This window comes from Myxococcus qinghaiensis (assembly GCF_024198215.1).
Classification (GTDB): Bacteria; Myxococcota; Myxococcia; order Myxococcales; family Myxococcaceae; genus Myxococcus; species Myxococcus qinghaiensis.
Genome location: NZ_JAKCFA010000013.1, coordinates 26,503 through 46,058, shown reverse-complemented (window position 1 = coordinate 46,058; position 19,556 = coordinate 26,503). Strand labels below are relative to the sequence as shown.

The window sequence follows — 19,556 nt, the reverse complement described above, 5'->3', positions numbered from 1 at the left end:
CACACTTCCCGGCGCTCGGCTAGCGTGCGGGGCCATGCCCATCGTCCATGACTGGCTGGCCCGCCGCGCGGCTCTGGACCCAGACCACCCCGCCCTCGTCGACTCCACCCGGGGCGGGCGCCGTCGCATCACCTATCGCGAGTGGAACACCGCCGCCTCGCGCACCGCTGAGTACCTGCACCACGTGCTCGGCGTCCAGCGCGGGGACCGCGTCGCCGTGCTCGCGCACAACTGCGTGGAGACGCTGGACCTCGTCTTCGCCTGCGCCAAGCTGGGCGCCATCCTCCAGCCGCTCAACTGGCGCCTCAGCGCCGTGGAGCTCGTCGGCATCCTCGCGGACGCGGAGCCCTGCGTCCTCGTGTACGGTCCGGAGCTGCGCGCCCAGGTGGACACCGTGCGCGCCCGCGCCCCCTTCGTGCGTCACTGGCTGGGCCTCGCCGAGCCTGGCCCGGGTGAGCGCTCCTTCGTCGAGGAGCGCAATGCGACCCCTCCCTCCCCGCTCCCCGCGCTGGAGCTGGAGGCCGAGGCGCCGTGGATGCTCTGCTACACGGGCGGCAGCACCGGCATCCCGAAGGCCGCGGTCCTCACCCATGGCTCCGTGACGGCCAACGCCGCCAACACCGTGGTGAGCTGGGGCCTGACGTCCGAAGACGTGGCCGTGCTCAACGCGCCGCTGTTCCACACCGGCGGCCTCAATGTCTTCACGCTGCCCCTGGTGTACGTGGGCGGCGCCTCCGTGGTGTGCAAGGGCTTCGACGTGGAGCAGGTGTTCGAGCTCATCCACCAGCGCGAGGTGAGCCTCGTCTTCGGCGTGCCCACCATGTTCATCGAGATGCAGCGCCACGTGCGCTTCGAGTCGGTGGACTTCTCGCGGCTCAAGCTGCTCGTCAGCGGTGGCGCGCCGTGTCCGCTGTCCGTGTTCGAGCGGTTCTTCACCCGGGGCGTGGCCTTCAAGACGGGCTATGGCCTCACCGAGGCGGGCCCCAACAACTTCTGGCTCTCTCCGTCGGACGTGCGCCGCAAGCCGGGCTTCGTCGGCGTGCCGCTCTTCCACGTGGAGGCGCGCATCGAAGGCGAGCGACAGCCGGGGGACGTGGGCGAATTGCTCCTGCGCGGCCCCCACGTGTGCGCCGGCTACTGGCGCCGCCCCGAGGAGACGGCGCGCACCTTCGTCGACGGCTGGCTGCGCACCGGAGACCTGGCCTTGCGCGACGCGGACGGCTGCTTCCGCATCGTCGGCCGAGGCAAGGACCTCATCATCTCCGGCGGAGAGAACATCTACCCCTCCGAGGTGGAGAGCGTCCTCGCCGGCCATCCCGACGTCGCGGAGGTCGCCGTCATCGGCGTGCCCGACGAGAAGTGGGGAGAGACGCCGCGCGCGCTCGTGGTCCTCCGCGCGGGCACCTCACCTGGCGCCGAGGCCCTGCTGGCTTTCTGCGATGGCCGCCTGGCTCGCTACAAGATGCCTCGCTCCATGCGCTTCGTGGAGGCCCTGCCGCGCACCTCCGCCGGCAAGGTGGACCGCCGCGCGCTGGCCGCCGCGCACGGTGCGCCATGAGGTGTCCTCGGGGCACACGCTCCAGGGGGCTACTGAATCATTCCGTCGAGCTTCTCCTGGGCGGGTGACGTCTTCGCGGACCGCCGTGCCTCCTCCTGTCGAAGCTCATACCCCGGCTTGATGCAGGCGACCGGGTCGTCCGTCAGCTGGCACATCCGCCACGTGTCTTCTCCCTGCCAGCCCGTGCAGCGCGTGAAGTTGAAGGCGGCTGCCCTGGCGGGCTCGGCGCTCCACCCGGGTTGAAACAGCACGCCCGCGGCCTTGAGGCACTGCTCGGGAAAGCTCCGCAGGTACAGCAGCCGGTCCGACCATGCCCATTGCGAGGCCAGGTCTGGCGCGGCGCCTTCGGTGACGGGGAAGAGCTCACCCACCAGCTCCGCCGCGCTCAGCGGTGCCTGACGGGCCCGGTAGACGCTGTCCGCGATGAGCTCGCGGCGAGCGGTGGGCCTCAGCTTCGCCGCGCGCTTGCGCAGGTCCGCCAGCTCGTCGGTCGGCAGGCGGTTCAGCCACTCGAACTTTCGTGCTTCGAAGAGTCCCTGTCCGCGCTGAGCCGCCTTGAGCCAGGGGCGCCATTCCGAGGGCGCCTTCAGCCAGACGCTCACCCGCTCCAAGGTGAGCACCGTGCGCACCGCTTCCGGATGGAAGTGCTGGATGGCCAACTGGACTTCATCCCTCCCGTCCCAGTCCAGGACGGAGAAGGCGTCGGGCTCGAGCGTGAACCAGCGCGGCTCGCCACAGCCGGCTTCCAGGAGCTGCTCGCGACCCTTCGTGAACGAAGGCCCCTTGCGTACCTCCTCGAGGGGTGGACACTTGGGTGGACGGTTCGCCTGTCCCTTCAGGAGCGCCGCGAGGACACGTCCTCCCTGACCCGACTTCTCCAGGTAGCTCGCCAACGAGAAGCGGTACGCCCCGCGGTATTCCACTTGGAGGTACTCGGTGAGGTACCAGCCCGAGCCTCCCTCCCAGGTCTGGGAGAACCGGGTGGAGACCATCGGGCCGACGACGCTCTCCAGGGAGACGGAGTGGTCCTCTCCTACCGAGAGGCGCGCATCGTTCGTCGTGACGGTCAGCCGTTGGCGTGAGCCCTCGACGTTCCAGGTGAGCACCCGCTGGGCCGGGGCTGGCTCGGTCCCCGCCTCGTCGTCCTGGGCCGCGAGGCTCCCTTGCGCGAACACGAACAGGATTCCCAGACACAGCCTTCGCAAGACATTCATGGTGGCCTCCATCGTGTCCTGCCTTGACGCAGACGTCATTCGAGACCAGGGCAACCCCTGCCTGGGGCCATGGGAGCGCGACTGGCGGGTCAGCTTGGTCCACCAAGTGGAGAAATGACTCCAGGGTACAACAGGCGGCTATTGGGCCTTGTGTCGACGACTTTATTGTTTGTCCGGCAGAAGTGTCGTGATTTTCTAGAAATACTTGAATTGTTTGACTTGGCTCCTGAATCCCGCTTCCGTGGTCATGCGGACCGGCCCGTTCGCCGGTGCGCGTTCCCCGTGTCGAGTCGAAAGGAAGCCCCATGAACCGAAGACTCCAGGCGCTCTCCACCGCGACGGTGCTGTTCGCCGGCGCCGCCGTCCTCCCCATGTCCGCGCGGGCCGCTCCCGCCGACGAGGCCTCGCTCGCGCAGGACGTGTCTCCGGAGGTGCTGCACGCGATGCAGCGCGATTTGGGCCTGACGGCCGCGCAGGCGCGTCAGCGGCTCGTCACGGAGGCGCTCGCGGCGCGCACGGAAGCCACGCTGCGCGGAGAGCTGGGCGGGACGTTCGGCGGCGCGTGGCTGAGCGAGGAAGGAGACCGGCTCATCGTCGGTGTCACCACCGCCGCCGGCGCCGAGGCCGTGTTGAAGGCGGGCGCCGAGCCGCGCTGGGTGGCGCGCACGGAGCGCGAGCTGGACGCGCTGAAGGCGGCGCTGGACAAGGGCGCGGACGTGGCCAGCAAGGACATCCATGGCTGGTACGTGGACGTCATCACCAACAGCGTGGTGGTGCTCGCCAAGGACGCGGCGGTGGTGAACGCCGAGCGCTTCATCGCGGAGAGCGGCGCGGCGGACCGCGCGGTGCGCGTGGAGGTGTCCTCCGAGCAGCCGCGTCCCATGTATGACCTGCGCGGGGGCGACGCCTATTACATCAACGGCAACGTGCGCTGCTCCATCGGCTTCTCCGTGGCGGGAGGCTTCGTCACCGCGGGCCACTGCGGCGGAGTGAACTCCAGCACCGTGGGCTTCAACGGCGCGGCGCAGGGCACGGTGCGCGGCTCGTCCTTCCCAGGCGATGACCACGGCTGGGTCCAGGTGAACGGCTCGTGGGCGTCGCAGCCGTGGGTCTACAACTACGCGGGCGGCAACGTCATCGTGTCGGGCTCCGCCGAGGCGGGCATCAACGCGTCCGTGTGTCGCTCCGGCTCCACCACCGGCTGGCGCTGTGGCGTCATCGAGGCGAAGAACGTCACCGTCAACTACAGCGTCGGCCCCGTGTACGGCCTCACGCGCAGCAACGCGTGCGCGGAAGGGGGCGACTCGGGCGGCTCGTGGATTTCGGGCAACCAGGCGCAGGGCGTGACGTCCGGCGGCGTGGGCAACTGCTCCACTGGCGGCACCATGTACTACCAGCCGGTGAACGAGATTCTCTCCGTCTACGGCCTGTCGCTCACGACCAACGGCGGCGGGGGCGGGGGACGCGCCATCGTCGGCCTCAACGGCCGCTGCATCGACGTGGACCACTCCAACACCGCCAACGGCACCCCCATCCAGCTCTGGGATTGCAACGGCAGCGCCGCGCAGAGCTGGACGTTCCACGGCGACGGCACGCTGCGCGCGTTCGGCAAGTGCATGGACGTCACCTGGGGCTCCACGGAGAACGGCGCCCTCATCCAGCTCCACGACTGCAACGGCAACGCGGCCCAGCGGTTCGTGCTCAGCGGCGCGGGGGACCTGGTCAACCCGCAGGCCAACAAGTGCATCGACGTGAAGGACTGGAACCCGAACAACGGCGCGCGGCTGCAAATCTGGGAGTGCGCGGGCACCGCGAACCAGAAGTGGACGCTGCGCTGAGGCAGGGCGTCGGCCCCTTGAGGTGAAGGGCCCGAAGGGGCTCCGCCCGGCTGTCCGGTCGCCGGGTGGGCCTCCCGTAACAATCCGTCATCCCAGGGACGCATCCTGGACACATCCCGGTGCCACCCTCAGGGCGTGGCCCGGGAGCGTGAATGCCCTCGACGGACCCGGCCGGAGTGTCCTTCGAGGCGCCAGACTCCTCCCTGCTTGCTCCCGGGCCACGGCTCCGCTGTTACTTTCCCCTCCGGAAGGTCCGCGGAAGCAGGAGGAGCACGCGCATGGAGCAGCTCAATCGTCCCGGCCTGGAGGAAGGCACCATCCAGGTCCTGCTCGTGGAGGATGACGAGCGGCTGGCCCGGCTCACCGCCCGCTACCTCCAGGAGCATGGCGTCGTCGTCACGCTGGCCCACTCGGGCACCGACGCGCTGGTGGAGTCCAACCGCCATGTCTTCGACGTCATCCTCCTGGACCTGATGCTCCCCGGGCGGGACGGGCTGGAGGTGTGCCGGGATTTGAGGGGGCGCACCGACGTGCCCATCATCATGGTCACCGCGCGCGGCGAGGAGGCCGACCGCGTGCTCGGCCTGGAGACGGGCGCGGACGACTACCTGCCCAAGCCCTACTCGTCGCGCGAGCTGCTCGCCCGCATCCGCGCCCAGGTGCGCCGGGCCCGAGGCAAGGCGGGCCCCTCCTCGCAGCCGGTGCACGCGGGGCGCCTGCTCCTGGACCCGCGCAGCCTCCGCGCCACGCTGGATGGACGGCCGCTGCAGCTCACCACGTACGAGTTCAGCCTGCTGCGCGTGCTGGCGGAGCGCGCCGGCCGCGTCCTCAGCCGGGAGCAGCTGTTGGACCTGGTGAAGGGCAGCGCGGACGAGGTGTTCGACCGCTCCGTGGACGTGCACATCTTCCGGCTCCGTCAGAAGCTGGAGGTGGACCCGCGCAATCCCCTCTTGCTGAAGACGGTGCGTGGCGCCGGCTACATGCTCGCCACGGGTGAGGAGTCGTGAGTCTTCGCCCGCGGCCCCCGGGCAGGTTGCTGCTGCGCATCTACCTGGTGGGCCTCGCCCAGCTGGTGCTGGTGGTCGCCACGCTCTACGTCGCCCGCTTCTTCATCCTGGACAAGCCGCTGAAGCACGGCTTCGCGCGCAACGCCGCGTACAACATCCGCGAGTGGGAGGAGCTGCTGGGAGACCCGGTGGCGCTCCAGGCGTCGCTGGACCGCGCCGCGCGACTGCTGGAGGCGCGGGTGACGCTGAGGGACGCCTCCGGGCGGCTCATCGCCACCAACTACGCGTCACCGTCGCCCGCCCTGAATCCCGTGGAGCTGGAGCAGCTGGCCGAGCGCGGTGAGCGCCTCTCCGGGGGGCCTCCTCCGCACTCGCTCACGCTGCCCATTCCCGAGGACGGGCCGGTGGAGGCCTACGCCACCATCATCACCCGTCCGCCCGAGCCGCCCCCGGCCAACACCGCGCTCGTGCTGGGCGCGGTGCTGCTGTGCACGGCCATCACCTCGCTGGCCTTCGCGCGCACCCTGGCGGAGCCACTCCAGCGACTGGCGGCGGTGGCGCGCGCGCTGGGCGAGGGGAAGCTGGACACCCGCACGGGCATCCGCCGGCGCGACGAGCTGGGACAGGTGGCGGAGGCCTTCGACGAGATGGCGGGACGCATCACGAATCTGCTGCGCTCGCAGAAGGAGCTGCTGGCCAACGTGTCGCACGAGCTGCGCACGCCGCTGGCGCGCATCCGCGTGGCGCTGGACCTGGCGGAGGAGGGGGACGCGGCCACCGCGCGGGAGATGCTGACGGACATCACCGGCGACCTGGCCGAGCTGGAGCGACTGGTGGATGACGTGCTCACCACCGCGAAGCTGGACCTGGCCTCGGAGGGCGCCAGCACGGGGACTCCGTCGCTGCGGCCCGAGCAGGTGGAGATTCGCAGCCTGGTGGAGAAGGCGGCCTCGCGCTTCCGCTCCGCGCGTCCGGGGCGGGTGCTGGAGGTGAGCGTGGACGGCGCCATGCCCACGCTGGAGGCGGACCCGGTGTTGCTGCGGCGCGCGCTGGACAACCTGCTGGACAACGCGGGCAAGTACTCCGAGTCGGGGACGGCCGTGCGGCTGCGGGCCCAGTCCGGCACGCCCGGAGAGCTGTCGCTGGAGGTCGCCGACGAGGGCATCGGCATCGAGCCGCAGGACCTGTCCCGCGTGGGCACGCCGTTCTTCCGCACGGACCGCAGCCGCGCGCGGCGCACCGGTGGCGTGGGCATGGGGCTCGCCCTGGCCCGGCGCATCGTCGACGCGCACGGCGGGACGCTGACGCTGGAGAGCCGGCCCGGCGTGGGCACCACGGCGCGCATCCTGTTGCCGGTGCCGCACGGCGAGGCGCGCCTGGAGGGCTGACTACAGGCCGACGTGAAAGGTCGTCACGGCCCGGGCCTCGTCGTGGTTCAGGAGCGTGACTCGGGCCGTGGGCGCGCCGCTGTGCTGGAACGCGAAGGTGAGCAGGCCTCGCATGAAGTGCGGCGGGTCCGCCAGCCGGCGGGGGTGGTCCACGAACTCCCGCACCGGATAGAGGTTCAGCTCCCAGCCGCCGTCGTCGCCCCGAGGCGCCACCGACACGTCGAGGAAGTTGTTGATGGAGCGCAGGTTGCGCGCCATGCGCAGCAGCATCTTCTCCGGGCCCACCACCTGGGCGAAGTCCTGGAGCGCGGTGCCCATGCGCGCGTCGATGAACCGCTCCCCGAAGCGCAGGCCCAGCGCGTACTCCGCCGCCTCGCGGTCCGTGTGGGGCGAGCCGCTGGCCGCCGCCAGCAGCTGGATGGCCTTGGGCCACACCGCGCACGGGTAGGCGGTGTACAGGGGGCGGTGCGCGAAGAGGCCCTGTCGCTCCAGCGCCTTCAGGGTGAGTGGTGTCAGGGGCGCCGCCGTCGACAGCAGCGTCTCCAGCGCGTATCCGAACACCACGGGCTCGCGCCCGGGGGCCCGCGTCAATGCCAGCGCCATGTGTCTTGCCTCCGAATGGGGACGGCGAGAAGCCGCGCCCCCGTGTGGAGGTGGAGACTGCCCCGCGCCCCTGTCCCGGGCGTTGCGCGGGTGTGAAGAAAGGTTAACGCGGGCCCGACGTGGTGAAGCGGGCAGCCAGCTCCCGCAGCCGCGAGGCCCTGGCCCGCAGGTCGTCCACCGAGCGGGCGATGCGCTCCACCCCCGAGACTGACTCCGCCGAGCGCACCGAGAGCGCCTGGATGCGCCCGGCGATGGACTCGCCCGACGCGGACTGGCGCGCGTTCTGCTCCGCCATCGTCTCCACGCGCTCGCCCAGCTCCTTCACCCCGGACAGCAGCCGCGCCAGCGCCTCGCCCGCGGCCGAGGACAGGCCCATGCCCTCGCTCACCTTCGACGTGCCCCGGCGCATCAGCTCCGCCGCCGCCGCGGTGTCCGCCTCGTTCTTCACCAGCAGCTCGCGCACCTGGCTGGTGGCCTCGTGCGTGCGCTCCGCCAGCTTGCGCACCTCGCCCGCCACCACGGAGAAGCCCTTGCCGTGCTGCCCCGCGCGCACGGCCTCAATCGCCGTGTTCACCGCCAGCATCCGCGTCTCGTCCGCCACCGCCTGGATGACCTGGAGCATCCGCGCCGTCGCCCGGCCGGACTCCTGCAACTGCTCCACCGTGCGCGCCGAGCGCTCCACCACGTCGACAATCTCCCCCATCTTCCGGGACGCCTGGTCCACCGCCACGCCGCCCGCGCGCGCCACCTGTCCGTGGCCCACCGCCGCCTCCGCCGCCACCCGCGCCGCCGCCGCGCCCCGGGAGACATGCAGGCTCATGTCCTGCACCGACTCGGCCGCGCGCTGGAGCGACTCCGACTGCTCCCGCGTCGTGCGCGACAGGCCGTCGGTGGAGACGCGGATCTGCTCGGCGTCCGCCGCCGTGGCGCCCGCCGCCTCCACCAGCGCCTCCACCACCTCCCGCAGGCCCGTCACCATGTCGTTGAAGGCCTGGGTGAGCTGGCCCACCTCGTCCTCGGTGCGCACCTCCACCCGCACCGACAGGTCTCCTCGCGCCACCCGGTGGGCCGCCGCCGCGAGCGCGCGCACCGGCCGCACCACCCGCCGCGACACGTACGCTCCCGCCAGCGCCGCCAGCACCAGCGCGCCGCCCATCGCCAGGAGGATGCGCTGCCTCACCGCGGCGACCTCCCGGTCGATGTCCTCCACGTACACGCCCGTGCCCAGCACCCAGCCCCACGGCTCGAAGAGCTTCACGTAGCTCTCCTTCGGGATGGGCTCCGGCGAGCCCGGCCGCGTCGCCTCGTAGGCGAGCGAGCCTTCCCCGTGCTGGCGCACCAGCGTGACGATGTCCACGAACACCGGCCGCCCGCGCACGTCGCGGTAGCCCTTCATGTCCTGGCCCACCATCTTCGGCAGGTGCGGGTGCATCACCAGCCGCGTGTCCAAATCATTCACCCAGAAGTACTCCACGCGGGAGTAGCGCAGGGACTCCAGCAGCGCGGCGGCCCGCCGTTGCGCCGCCTCCCGCGTCAACGCGCCCGAGCGCTCCTGGGCCTCGTACTCGCGAAGGATGCCGTAGGCCGTCTCCACCGCCTGCCGCAGCCCGCGCACCCGGTCCGCGTGGAGCTGCGCGCGAAGCTGCGGCAGCACATAGCCGAGGATGGCGACGAGCAGCGGCAGGGCCACCACGCCCATCGCCACGCAGAGCTTCACCAGCAGGTTGCTCCGTCCGAGCGCCATCGCCGCCCAAGCCTAGTCCCCCCGCCCCCGGCGCGCGCGACTCCCAAGGTCGTCTGCCCCTCGAATGCCACCGGTGGTCCCAGGTCCTGCCCCGCGCTGCGTACACCGCGTGCGGCAGGGCGGGCCCGCGGGCCAACGCGGGCCTGGTGAAGCCACCACGGCGCGGGTTCACCGCGACAGGCCATGGGCCCCCGGCGCGGTGCGCGGGGCCGGTGACGTGATGAAGCGGCGAACAGGGGATACAACCTTGGGGGGAGGCCCTCGTCGCAGGACTCTCCGGCACCGTAGGAAAATCCCCGCCCAACGTCACAGGTCGTCCGCTCAGAGGGCCTCTTCCTCTGATTTCGGGGGGCCGGGTTGTGCCTGGAAGACGGGTCTTCCGTCGAGGAAAAGGGGCGGGTGCGGAGGCACTCGGGACCCCGAAAGTCTCCCTCTGGGACGGTAACCCGCTGGGTGAACAACCTGAGGCTGACCCGACAAGTTCTGTCTGTCTGCCTCTATACGTCCTATGCCAGCGGCCAAACGTTTCGGGTCGGTAAGGCATGGACAAGAAACTGGCAACCACCATCGGAGCGGCTGCGCGAGTCGCGCGGAACCGGCTGGAGCTCACACAAGCTGACGTGGCCGAACGCATCGACGTGGCCACAGAGGTCTATGGGCGACTAGAGCGCGGCGGCATGCTTCCCAGCGTGCAGACGCTGCTGAAGCTGTGTCACGAGTTGCATGTGTCAGCGGACGAGCTGCTGGGACTCGCCTCGCATGGCACCGCGTCTTCACGCACCAGCGAGCCGTCGTCAGCACCCCCCGAGCGACCGGAAGTCCGTCGCCTGCTTCGCACCGTGCGTCAGCTCGAAGCCCCTCACGTGAAGTTGCTGGGGCTGGTGGCCAACGCCCTGGGCCGGCGCTAGCGCGTCGCCCACTCCAAGGGCGCCGGCCCGCGCCTGATTCGTTCCACTCCACTCACAGATTCGACAGCAGGCGATCCAACTCGTCCGGCTTCACCGGCTTGACGATGTGCAGGTCGAAGCCCGCCTTGAGCGCCCGGTCGTGTCCCTCCGGCCCGCCGTAGCCCGTAATCGCCACCAGCCGGATGCCGTTGCCCACGCGCGTGCGCAGCTCCTCCGCCACCCGGTAGCCGTCCAGGCCCGGCAGGCCGATGTCCACCAGCGCCAGCTCCGGCCGCCCGCGCACCGCCAGCTCCACGCCCTGCAATCCGTCCGGCGCCACCTCCACGTGGTGGCCCCACAGCTCCAGCAGCTCCCGCATGGCCTGGCGCGCGTCGGGGTTGTCCTCCACCAGCAGGATGTGGCGTCCGGGCCGGGTGCGCCGGGCGAGCGGCGTGGCCACGGGCTCCTCCACGAGGTGCAGCAGCGGCAGCCTCACCTCGAACTCGCTGCCCTTGCCCGCGCCATGGCTGCGCGCGGTGACCTGGCCGCCGTGGAGCTGCACCAGCTGACGCACCAGCGTCAGTCCAATGCCCAGGCCCCCGCGCGTGCGCTCCAGGGACGTGTCCGCCTGGGCGAACAGGTCGAAGATGCGCGGCAACACCTCGTTGGCGATGCCGATGCCCGTGTCGCGCACCCGCACCACCGCCTGCGCGGCGCCGTCCACGCCCTCGCGCTCCACGCGCAGGGAGATGTGGCCGCTGTCGGTGTACTTGGCGGCGTTGTCCAGGAGGTTGGTGAAGACCTGCTCCAGTCGCGTGGCGTCCCCGCTCAGCCACAGCGGGCTGTCCGCCAGCGACACCTCCAGCCCCAGGCCGCGCGCCTCGGCGGAGGGGCGGATGATCTGCACGACCTGGAGCAGCACCGCGCACAGGTCCAGCCGGCCCGAGCGCAGCTCCACCTTGCCGCGCGTAATCCGGCTCACGTCCAGCAGGTCATCCACCAGGCGCGCCAGGTGGTGGGTCTGCCGGTGGATGATGCCGCGCATCCGCGCTTCCTTGGTGTCCTCGGTCGGCTTGCGCTCCAGGATGCCGATGGCCGTCATGATGGCGGCCAGGGGGTTGCGCAGCTCGTGCGCGAGCATGGCGAGGAACTCGTCCTTGCGCCGGTCCATCTCCGCCAGCTCGTCGGCGCGCCTGCGCGCGGCCTGCTCCGCGTGCCGCAGCCGCTGCAGCGAGCGCACCGTGGCCACCAGCTCCGAGGCGTCGAAGGGCTGGGTGAGGTACGCGTCAGCGCCGGAGTCCAGGCCCCGCGCCTTCTTGTCGGAGGTGACGAAGGTGGCGGACGTGTGCATGACGGCGATGCCCGCCGTCTCCGGGTTGGCGCGCAGCCGCGCGCAGACCTCGTAGCCGCTGACGTCCGGCAGCTTCACGTCCAGGACGATGACGTCCGGCCGGTGCTGCTCGGCCATGAGCAGCGCGGACATGCCGGTGGCGGCCTCCAGCACGTGGTAGCCCGCCATCTCCAGGATGCGATTGACCAGGTAGCGGTTGGCGTCGTCGTCGTTGACGTTGAGCACTGTGGCCAGGCGAGGTTCAACCACGTCTCCCCTCCTGTGGGATGTGGGAGCCGAGGCCGGCCTTGGCCAGGGCATCGCGAATGCGGCTGATGGCCACCTCGCGGCTGAGGGTGTGCTTGGAGAGAATCGCCGACGTCTCGTGGGCCAGCCGGGCGCGCTCGTCTTCCCGCAGCTCGTGTGAGGTGTGGAGGATGACGGGAATCTCGCGCGTGCGCGGGTCCGACTTCAGCTCGTCCAGCACGTCGAAGGCGGTGATGTCCGGCAGGATGAAGTCCAGGAAGATGAGCTGCGGCACCTGCTCGCGCGCCTGTCGGACGCCGTCCACGCCGCCCGCGGCCTCCAGCAGCGCGTAGGGCATGTCCTTGAGCAGCTGCTTGAGCAGGTAGCGGTGCACGTCGTCGTCATCGATGATGAGGATGCGCTCCACCGGCCCGCTGCGCGCCAATTCCTGGAGCTTGCGCTGGAGGCGGACCTCGTCCACCGGCTTGAGCCAGAACTCGTCGGCGCCCAGCGCGCGCGCCTTCTGCTCGCGGTCCGTCACCGTGACGACGAGGATGGGGATGTCCCGCGTGGCCTCGCCGTTCTTCATCTCCGCGAGGAAGTTCCAGCTCGTCTCGCCCTCCAGCATGACGTCCAGCACCATGGCGGCGGGCCGCACACGCTGGAGCACCTTGCGCGCCTCGTCCGTGCTGCGCACCGGAATCACCTGGAAGCCCGAGCGCGCCAGGTACTTCTCGTAGAGGAACAGCGTCTGCCGGTCGTCCTCCAGCACCAGCACCGGCGCGCGGCCGGGCTCCAGGTGCTGGCTGCGCTCGGCGAGCCCCGCCATCTCGGAGACCTCCACGTGCACGCGGGGGATGGTGACGGTGAAGGTGGAGCCTTCTCCGAGCTTGCTCTGCAGGGTGAGCGTTCCGCCCAGCAGCTCCACCAGCCGGCGCGCCAGCGGCAGGCCCAGGCCGGTGCCCTTCACCTTGCGCTGCAGGTGGCTGTCCAGCTGGCTGAACTCCTCGAAGATGAGCTCGTGGTCCTTCGGGGCGATGCCGATGCCCGTGTCCTTCACGGTGAAGATGACCGTGTCGCGCGGACCCGGCGTCGCGGACACGGTGACGTGGCCGGCCTCGGTGAACTTCACCGCGTTGGACACCAGGTTGCGCAGCACCTGGCTCAGCCGCGTCTCGTCCGTCTCCATCTCCAGTGGCTCGGCGGGCTCCACCAGCCGCAGCTCCACCGGCGAGCCCTCGGGCACCAGCGGACGCATCATGCCGCGCAGCGAGGCGAGCAGGTCATGCACCACGAAGTGGCTGTGGCGCAGCGTGGCCTTGCCCGCCTCCACCTTGGACAAATCCAAGAGGTCGTTGACCAGCTCGAAGAGCGAGTCGGCCGAGTTGCGGATGAAGGTGACCTGCTTCTCCTGCTCGGCGGACAGCGGCCCGTTGATGGGATTGAGCAGGACCTTGGACAGGCCGAGGATGGAGTGCAGCGGTGTGCGGAACTCGTGGCTGACGTTGGCGACGACGCGGTTCTTGATTTCGGCGGCGCGGTGCAGCCCCTCCGCCTTCTCGTCCAGCGCGGCGTGCAGGCTGCGCATGCCCCGGTTGGACTCGCTCAATTCCTGGTTGAGCCGCGCCAGCTCGTCCGCGCGGCGCTTCAGCTCGCGACGCTGTCCCTCCGTCTCGCGGTGCAGCGCGGACAGCTCGCTGAGCGTGGTGCTGACCTGCTCCAGCGCGTGGCCGTAGTCCTCCGGCACCAGGCTGCCCACCAGCAGCACGCCGCCCTGGTGCGGGCGCGCGCGGAAGGCGAACGTCGTCGGCACGTCGCCCCGGCAGAGGATGAGCTCCCAGCCATTCACGCGCTCGTCGCGGGCCTGCACCAGCAGCTTGTCGACCTTGTCCTCGGTGCCCTGCGCGGCCATGGCCCGCAGCGCCTTGCCGGGCCGCGCGTCGAGCACCTCCCGGGCGCGCGCATCCACCCAGGTGAGCTTCCCCTCGGCATCACACGTCAGGGCCACCTCGCGGCTCAGGTCGTCGAACGCGGGAGTGTCGTCGGGTGTGGTGGAGATTCTCATGAGCGCGTCTCCTCCCATGAAACGCCGGCGGTGGCGAGCAGCGCGCGGGCCTGGGGGTGCCTGGCTCCGAGCACCGCCTTCAGCATCCCCAGCACGGTGGGAAATGCCAGCAGTCCGAAGCCCCGACGCGGCCAGAAGCCCACGTACCAGCGCACGTGGTCCGCCATCAGCTCGGGCTTGCCCGCGGCGAGTGCATCCGCGAGATATGAGAGCTGCAGGCGCAGTTCATCCTCCAATCGGGGCCGGTCCTCCGCCGTCAGGTAGAGGGCCAGTCGTGAGGTGGCGGCTCGGGACAACTCCGAGGCGTCATCTTGCAGCGCGCGCGAGGGCCCTTCCGGATAGCGCAGGGCCTCCCGGGCGGCGCGTACATGCTCGTACGGCTCGGTGCCTGGGCCCCAACCCTCGGCCTCCAACACGGCGGCCAGCCCGGCGAAATTCAGGTCGAGGTGGAGGGTGGCCATTCCTCGTGACACGAGCAAGGTGCGAAGCCACCGCGCATACTCCTCCATGACCGAGGGGCGGTGCTCGTCGAGGGATTGCACAAGGTAGCGCACATGGAAGCGGGCATCCTCGTCGCCGAAGCGGCGGGAACGCTCGGCGCCGTAGCGCGCCTCCCAGAAGGGGTCCTGATACATCGCCTCGACGGAGGCCTTGGCGAGGGCATCGGCGCGCGCTTCGATCATGCGGCTCGGTGTCTCCATGCGGGTTCCTCAAACTCCCAGGGTGCGGCAGGCGGCGGCGACCAGCTCGCGCGCGTCCTTGCCGTGAAAGCTCACATCGAGTTCATGCTCCAGCCCCGGCGCCCAGCGGAACGCGTGCCCGCCCACGGCGATGGGCAGCTCGGGCATGGCGCCGCGCGCGTGCTCCACGGCGCGGCGCAGGGCCGGCAGGTGGTAGGACATCGTCACCGAGAGCGCGAGCAGGTGGGGCTTCACCTCGCGCAGCATGCGCGCCAGGTGCTCGGGCGGCACGTTGGCTCCGAGGAAGTGCACGTCGAAGCCGGCCATCTCCAGGAAGTCGCTGGCCATCCGCGCCCCCATCTCGTGCAGCTCGCCCTCCACGCACGACATCATGACGAGCTTGCCGTTGGGCGGGTCTCTCGGCAGGTGACGGTAGAGGTGGGCGAGCGCGAGCTGGGAGATGGCGGTGGCCTGATGCTCCTGGGCCACGGAGATGATGTTCTCCTGCCACAGGCGACCAATCTCGTACTGCGCCTGCTGGATGACCTCCAGATGGAGCACCTGGAGGGGGACGCCGACGAGCAGTCCCTCATCCACGAGCAGGCGGAGGGCTTCTCTCCGGTTGCCCGCGAGCTGCGCACTCAGGTAGCGCGCCCGAAGGTGGGGCAGGGTGTCTTCAATCACGGATGTCACGGGCTCGGGGGGAGGTCGAGTACCGGAAAGTAGTGATGGGGTCCTGTTTCGTTACAGTCGAGTACAACCGAGACGGGGTGTTTTCATCGACAACCCGACACTCGACGAGGGCGACGCCGAGCGCCTGTCTCGCTGGTCGCCCTGTAGATTTTGCAGGCCCAGGGGAAGGATGGGTTTGGCCACCCGGGGGAAGCGGGGTAGGGACGAAATCGCGAAGCGGCCGGTGACAGTTTCGCGAACCCCCGGTGTTCCCTTCACCGGACGAGGGAGGCGCGACGCCGGTGTCAATCGATGTGGAGGCCTACTACCGCCGCTACGGCCCCCAGGTGCTCCGGCGCTGCCGCTTCCTCCTGCGTGACGAGGAGAAGGCCGTGGACGCCATGCACGATGTGTTCGTGCAGTTGCTGCGCTACCAGGGGGCGCTGAAGGACGCCGCGCCGTCCAGCCTGTTGCACCGCATCTCCACCACCGTGTGTCTCAACCGGCTGCGGGGGGCGAAGCGCAGGCCCGAGGACCGCGAGGATGAGCTGGTGTTGCAGATCGCCTCCGCGGAGGACACCGAGTCCCGCGCCAACGCCCGCGGGATGTTGGACCGGCTCTTCGGCCGCGTGCCGGCGTCCAGCCGGGACATCGCGGTGCTGCACCTGGTGGATGGGATGACGCTGGAGGAGACGGCCGCCGAGGTGGGCCTGTCCGTGTCGGGCGTGCGCAAGCGCCTGCGCGCGCTGACGTCGGCGCTGCAAGAGCTGGAGCTGGAGGCCGCATGAATTCCCCCCAACGCATTCCGGACTGGCTGCTGGAGCGAATCGCGCTGGGCGAGCTGCCGCCCGAGGAGCTGGCCGCCGCGCGCGCCCGGCTGGAGCAGGAGCCCGGGGGCCTGGAGCGGCTCGCCGCGCTGGAGGCCGACTCGCGCGCCACCCTGGAGCGGCTGTCTCCCGCGCGCGTGGCCCGCGAGGTGGACACCCGCTTTCGTCGCGGCGCTCCGGCGCGCCAGGCTCCGGCTCGTTCCCCGTGGCTGACGTCGGCGATGGGGCTGGTGCCCGTGCTCGCGGCGCTCGCGCTCTTCGTCATCGCGCAGCCCGACCCGGGCCCCGGCGGAGCCCCCGGCTCTCTCGGTACGGAGCCGACGGGCCCGGTGGCGGGCCTGGATCCGGAGCCCACGCGCTCCAAGGGACTGACGCCCCGGCTGGAGATCCACCGGCAGCGGGCCCAGGCGGACGAACTGCTCGCCGAAGGCGCCTCCGCCGTCGCGGGCGACGTGGTGCAGCTGGCGTACGTGGCGGCGGGACACACCCACGGCGTCATCCTCTCCGTGGACGGGCGCGGCTCGGTGACGCTGCACGCGCCGGAGCACGGGGCCCAGGAGGCCGCGACGCTGTCGCCCTCCGGCACGCAGCGGCTCGCCGGGGCCTACGAGCTGGATGACGCACCGCGCTTCGAGCGCTTCTTCCTGGTGACGTCGGACCAGCCCTTCGCGGTGGAGTCCGTGCTGGAGGCGGCCCGGGTGCTGGCGGCCTCCCCGGACGCGCACACCGCGTCCCTCTTCTTGCCCGAGGGCTTGACGCAGGTGTCCTTCACGCTTCAAAAGTAAGGAGTGATGAAACCCTGCGCCCTTCTCGCACTGTGGCTGTGGGCGGGGGCGGCGGCCGCGGACGTCAGCGCGGTGCGCCCCCTCCCGTTGGTGGAGGGTGAAGGCACGTTCGCCCAGGACTCGGCGCAAGCAGCCCCCGCGCCCGGCGTCCGTCGCGGACTGCGTCGCGGCAACGTCCACATGGAGCTGTGGGGAAGCGACATCCAGCTCGCCAACCTCGCGGTGAAGGTGGGCGGAGGTCCGCTCTACCTGACGCTGCTCGCGGGCATCGAACCCGGCAGCCGGAACGAGGCGCGCTTCAGCTTCGGCCTGGGCGTGGGCGGCCATGTGGTGCTGTCGCACCGCTTCTGGCTGGATTTGGACGTGACGGGCGGCGCGGTGCAGCCGGTGCAGAAGCCGCTGGAGGGTGACGGCGGCAACGTGCTGGGCCAGGCCCGGGTGATGCTCGGGGTCCAGGTGCTGCCTCGACTCGCCGTGTTCGCCGGCCCCACCTACAACATGTGGTTCGTGTGGGGGCAGCCGGACTTCGCGTCGGTGACGCGCATGTCCGTGAGCCAGAGCCAGCCAAAGGCGGACCAGCGCATCCAGCACTGGCCCGGCCTCCAGCTCGGCCTGCACTTCTAGCGGCGCGCCTACTCCAGCTTGCTGGCGCGCAGCACGGTGGCGTCGCCCGCGGGGCCCGCCTTGGCACGCGTCTCCAGCGAGCCGCGAACCTTGAGGCCGCCCGCCGTCGTGCGCTGCATCAGCGACTCCATCTGCTGCTCGTTGCCACCCGTCACCGCGGACAGGTCCAGCTCGTGCACCGGAATCGCGTCCATGTCCGGCTTGTCCGCCAGGACGGCGTTGTAGCTGGGGCAGGGCGGGGCGATGCAGCGGATGCCGCTGTCCTTGACGATGTAGACGGCGCTCTCACCCGCCTTGGCCTCGCCGCCGTTGCCGGGGGTGGGAGGGGGCACGACGGGGGTGCCGCTCTGGTCTCCGCTGGGGGGCGCGGCGTTCTCCGCGGCCGGCCGGGAGTCGCCGCTCGGCGTGCCGGGCTCGTTCGAGGGCGTCGAGGAGGAAGCGGACGGCTTGCTGCAGCCGGCGGCGAAGCCCAGCGCGAGGGCGGCGAGCAACAGCGGGCGGACGTTCATGGGGGAGCTCCGGAAGGCGAGTAGACAGGGAGTGTCCATCGCCCACGGGGCAAGGGCCAGTCCCCTGTCAGCCTGGCTGACCGCCAGTCAGTTGAACGGAGGGTGCCTGAATGCCCGTGCAGCGCGACTGGGAGTGCCAGGGTGGGGGCCCGAGCGCGACGACAGAGGCTCCCCCGTCCTTGACCCTCCCCATCCCACCAGTTACATCGGCCCCCTGATCGGCCCCTGGGGCCGGGACCTTTAAGGACGGGACGCCCTCCGATGGAATTCCGCATCGCCGCCGACGAGCTGAAGAAGGCCCTCTACCGCGCCCAGGGCATCGTGGAGCGCAAGACGACGATGCCCATCCTCGCCAACGTGCTCGTCAACGCGACGAAGGGCGGCATCACCGTCACCGCGTTCGACCTGGACATCGGCATCGTCTCCGAGCACCCCGCCGAGGTCATCAAGCCGGGCGCCGTCACGCTCAGCGCCAAGTACGTCTTCGACATCGTCCAGAACCTGCCCGACGCGCAGGTGACGCTGAAGAAGCTGGCCAACAACTACGTGGACATCTCCAGCGGCTCGGCCCACTTCAAGATTGTGGGCATGGCCGCCGAGGAGTACCCGAAGCTGCCCAAGGAGGAGAACGCTCCGCTGGTGCAGGTGGGTGGCAACACGCTCCTGGAGATGATCAAGAAGACCCAGTTCGCCATCTCCAGCGACGAGACGCGCTACATCCTCAACGGCGTCTTCTTCGAGCCGCAGGCCTCCGGCAAGGTCCGCATGGTGGCCACGGACGGTCACCGGCTGTCGCTCATCGAGCGCGAGCTGACGGGCGACTTCAAGCTGAAGAGCGGCGTCATCATCCCCCGCAAGGGTCTGATGGAGCTCAAGCGCCTGTTGGACGAGGCGCCGGACGCGGAGTGCCACCTGGGCTTCGCGGAGAACTCCGCGCTGTTCAAGAAGCCCGGCCTCACCATGGTGATGCGGCTCATCGACGGGCAGTTCCCCGAGTACCAGCGCGTCATCCCCAAGGAGGGCGAGAAGGTCGTCCTCGTCCCCAAGGTGCGCTTCCTGGAGGGGCTCAAGCGCATCGCGCTGTTGTCCGCGGACAAGAGCAACGCCGTGCGCATCGGCCTGGAGACGAACAAGCTGGTCATCACCGCGAGCAACCCGGACCTGGGTGAGGCGCGCGACGTGGTGGAGCTGGCGTACCAGGGCAATGACATCACCGTGGGCTTCAACGCGCGCTACCTCACGGACGTGCTCGCCGTCACGGACACGGACGAGGTGAGCTTCGAGCTGGGTGACGAGCACAGCCCCGGCGTGCTGCACGCGCCCGGTGACCGCACCTTCACCGCGGTCGTCATGCCCATGCGCGTGTGAGTCATCAGAGGGCCCCAAGCTCCAAGCCCTCCCGAGTCGTCCTCGAGCCCATGCGAGTCCGTGCCACGTCAGGCCGGGTCGCATGGGTTTTTCATGGCCGGTGACACGCGGGCCTTGTGGGAGCGTCGGGTGCGCCGACGGAGCCGGGCCCCTCGCGGCAAGTGCCGGCTGGTGGACGGGAGGGCCGCCGTTGGAGCGGGGGGCCTGTCGG

The 19,556-nt window shown here is 70.5% G+C and carries 17 protein-coding genes; 9 read left to right on the top strand and 8 right to left on the bottom strand.

The window, feature by feature from the left end:
- Nucleotides 1-34 precede the first annotated feature (34 nt).
- Nucleotides 35-1,558, top strand: a complete 1,524-nt coding sequence (locus tag LZ199_RS24315) for an acyl-CoA synthetase (protein WP_253996136.1) — start codon at nt 35-37, stop codon at nt 1,556-1,558.
- Between the two features lie 29 nt (nt 1,559-1,587).
- On the opposite strand, the gene LZ199_RS24310 is transcribed toward LZ199_RS24315, so the two are convergent.
- Nucleotides 1,588-2,772 (bottom strand): hypothetical protein, encoded by a 1,185-nt coding sequence (locus LZ199_RS24310; RefSeq protein ID WP_253996135.1) that lies wholly within the window; start codon nt 2,770-2,772, stop codon nt 1,588-1,590.
- A 305-nt stretch (nt 2,773-3,077) separates the two neighbouring features.
- Here LZ199_RS24310 and LZ199_RS24305 point away from each other — a divergent pair, with 305 nt between their 5' ends.
- The 3 genes from LZ199_RS24305 (at nt 3,078) to LZ199_RS24295 (ending at nt 7,005) form a co-directional block, all read left to right on the top strand.
- Nucleotides 3,078-4,610: a ricin-type beta-trefoil lectin domain protein gene (locus tag LZ199_RS24305; protein WP_253996134.1), complete on the top strand. Its 1,533-nt coding sequence runs from the start codon at nt 3,078-3,080 to the stop codon at nt 4,608-4,610.
- 278 nt (nt 4,611-4,888) lie between these two features.
- Nucleotides 4,889-5,617, top strand: coding sequence for a response regulator transcription factor (locus LZ199_RS24300; protein ID WP_253996133.1), 729 nt, complete (start codon nt 4,889-4,891; stop codon nt 5,615-5,617).
- Nucleotides 5,614-7,005 carry a sensor histidine kinase gene (locus tag LZ199_RS24295; RefSeq protein ID WP_253996132.1) on the top strand — a complete coding sequence of 464 codons (1,392 nt, stop codon included), beginning with the start codon at nt 5,614-5,616 and terminating at the stop codon, nt 7,003-7,005. Before LZ199_RS24300 ends, LZ199_RS24295 begins: the two co-directional genes overlap by 4 nt.
- Here LZ199_RS24295 and LZ199_RS24290 read toward each other — a convergent pair whose 3' ends face one another.
- Both LZ199_RS24290 and LZ199_RS24285 read right to left on the bottom strand, forming a co-directional pair.
- A complete protein-coding gene (locus LZ199_RS24290) occupies nt 7,006-7,608 on the bottom strand; it encodes a DUF2378 family protein (protein WP_253996131.1) in 603 nt (200 codons plus the stop codon).
- Between the two features lie 103 nt (nt 7,609-7,711).
- A complete protein-coding gene (locus LZ199_RS24285) occupies nt 7,712-9,352 on the bottom strand; it encodes a methyl-accepting chemotaxis protein (protein WP_253996130.1) in 1,641 nt (546 codons plus the stop codon).
- 542 nt (nt 9,353-9,894) lie between these two features.
- Between LZ199_RS24285 and LZ199_RS24280 the strand changes: the two genes are divergently transcribed.
- Nucleotides 9,895-10,260, top strand: a complete 366-nt coding sequence (locus tag LZ199_RS24280) for a helix-turn-helix transcriptional regulator (RefSeq protein WP_253996129.1) — start codon at nt 9,895-9,897, stop codon at nt 10,258-10,260.
- A gap of 52 nt (nt 10,261-10,312) precedes the next feature.
- Here the strand turns inward: LZ199_RS24280 and LZ199_RS24275 are convergent, their stop codons facing one another.
- From LZ199_RS24275 to LZ199_RS24260, 4 genes are read right to left on the bottom strand one after another with little or no spacing between them, the layout of a single operon-like run.
- On the bottom strand, nt 10,313-11,839 hold the full coding sequence (locus LZ199_RS24275) for a response regulator (protein ID WP_253996128.1): 1,527 nt from the start codon (nt 11,837-11,839) through the stop codon (nt 10,313-10,315).
- On the bottom strand, nt 11,832-13,880 hold the full coding sequence (locus LZ199_RS24270) for a hybrid sensor histidine kinase/response regulator (RefSeq protein ID WP_253996127.1): 2,049 nt from the start codon (nt 13,878-13,880) through the stop codon (nt 11,832-11,834). Before LZ199_RS24270 ends, LZ199_RS24275 begins: the two co-directional genes overlap by 8 nt.
- Nucleotides 13,877-14,563 carry a hypothetical protein gene (locus LZ199_RS24265; RefSeq protein WP_253996126.1) on the bottom strand — a complete coding sequence of 229 codons (687 nt, stop codon included), beginning with the start codon at nt 14,561-14,563 and terminating at the stop codon, nt 13,877-13,879. The genes LZ199_RS24270 and LZ199_RS24265 overlap by 4 nt, the downstream gene beginning before the upstream one ends.
- A 27-nt stretch (nt 14,564-14,590) precedes the next feature.
- On the bottom strand, nt 14,591-15,253 hold the full coding sequence (locus LZ199_RS24260; protein ID WP_407667241.1) for a cobalamin B12-binding domain-containing protein: 663 nt from the start codon (nt 15,251-15,253) through the stop codon (nt 14,591-14,593).
- 281 nt (nt 15,254-15,534) lie between these two features.
- Here LZ199_RS24260 and LZ199_RS24255 point away from each other — a divergent pair, with 281 nt between their 5' ends.
- From LZ199_RS24255 to LZ199_RS24245, 3 genes are read left to right on the top strand one after another with little or no spacing between them, the layout of a single operon-like run.
- Nucleotides 15,535-16,020, top strand: coding sequence for an RNA polymerase sigma factor (locus tag LZ199_RS24255; protein ID WP_253996124.1), 486 nt, complete (start codon nt 15,535-15,537; stop codon nt 16,018-16,020).
- Nucleotides 16,017-16,844 (top strand): ActD-like protein, encoded by an 828-nt coding sequence (locus LZ199_RS24250; RefSeq protein WP_253996123.1) that lies wholly within the window; start codon nt 16,017-16,019, stop codon nt 16,842-16,844. The genes LZ199_RS24255 and LZ199_RS24250 overlap by 4 nt, the downstream gene beginning before the upstream one ends.
- 6 nt (nt 16,845-16,850) lie before the next feature.
- Nucleotides 16,851-17,468 (top strand): peptidase, encoded by a 618-nt coding sequence (locus LZ199_RS24245; RefSeq protein WP_253996122.1) that lies wholly within the window; start codon nt 16,851-16,853, stop codon nt 17,466-17,468.
- Nucleotides 17,469-17,476: 8 nt separating this feature from the next.
- Here LZ199_RS24245 and LZ199_RS24240 read toward each other — a convergent pair whose 3' ends face one another.
- Nucleotides 17,477-17,977, bottom strand: a complete 501-nt coding sequence (locus tag LZ199_RS24240; protein WP_253996121.1) for a DUF6748 domain-containing protein — start codon at nt 17,975-17,977, stop codon at nt 17,477-17,479.
- 261 nt (nt 17,978-18,238) lie between these two features.
- Here LZ199_RS24240 and dnaN point away from each other — a divergent pair, with 261 nt between their 5' ends.
- On the top strand, nt 18,239-19,345 hold the full coding sequence (gene dnaN / locus LZ199_RS24235) for a DNA polymerase III subunit beta (RefSeq protein WP_253996120.1): 1,107 nt from the start codon (nt 18,239-18,241) through the stop codon (nt 19,343-19,345).
- Nucleotides 19,346-19,556 lie beyond the last annotated feature (211 nt).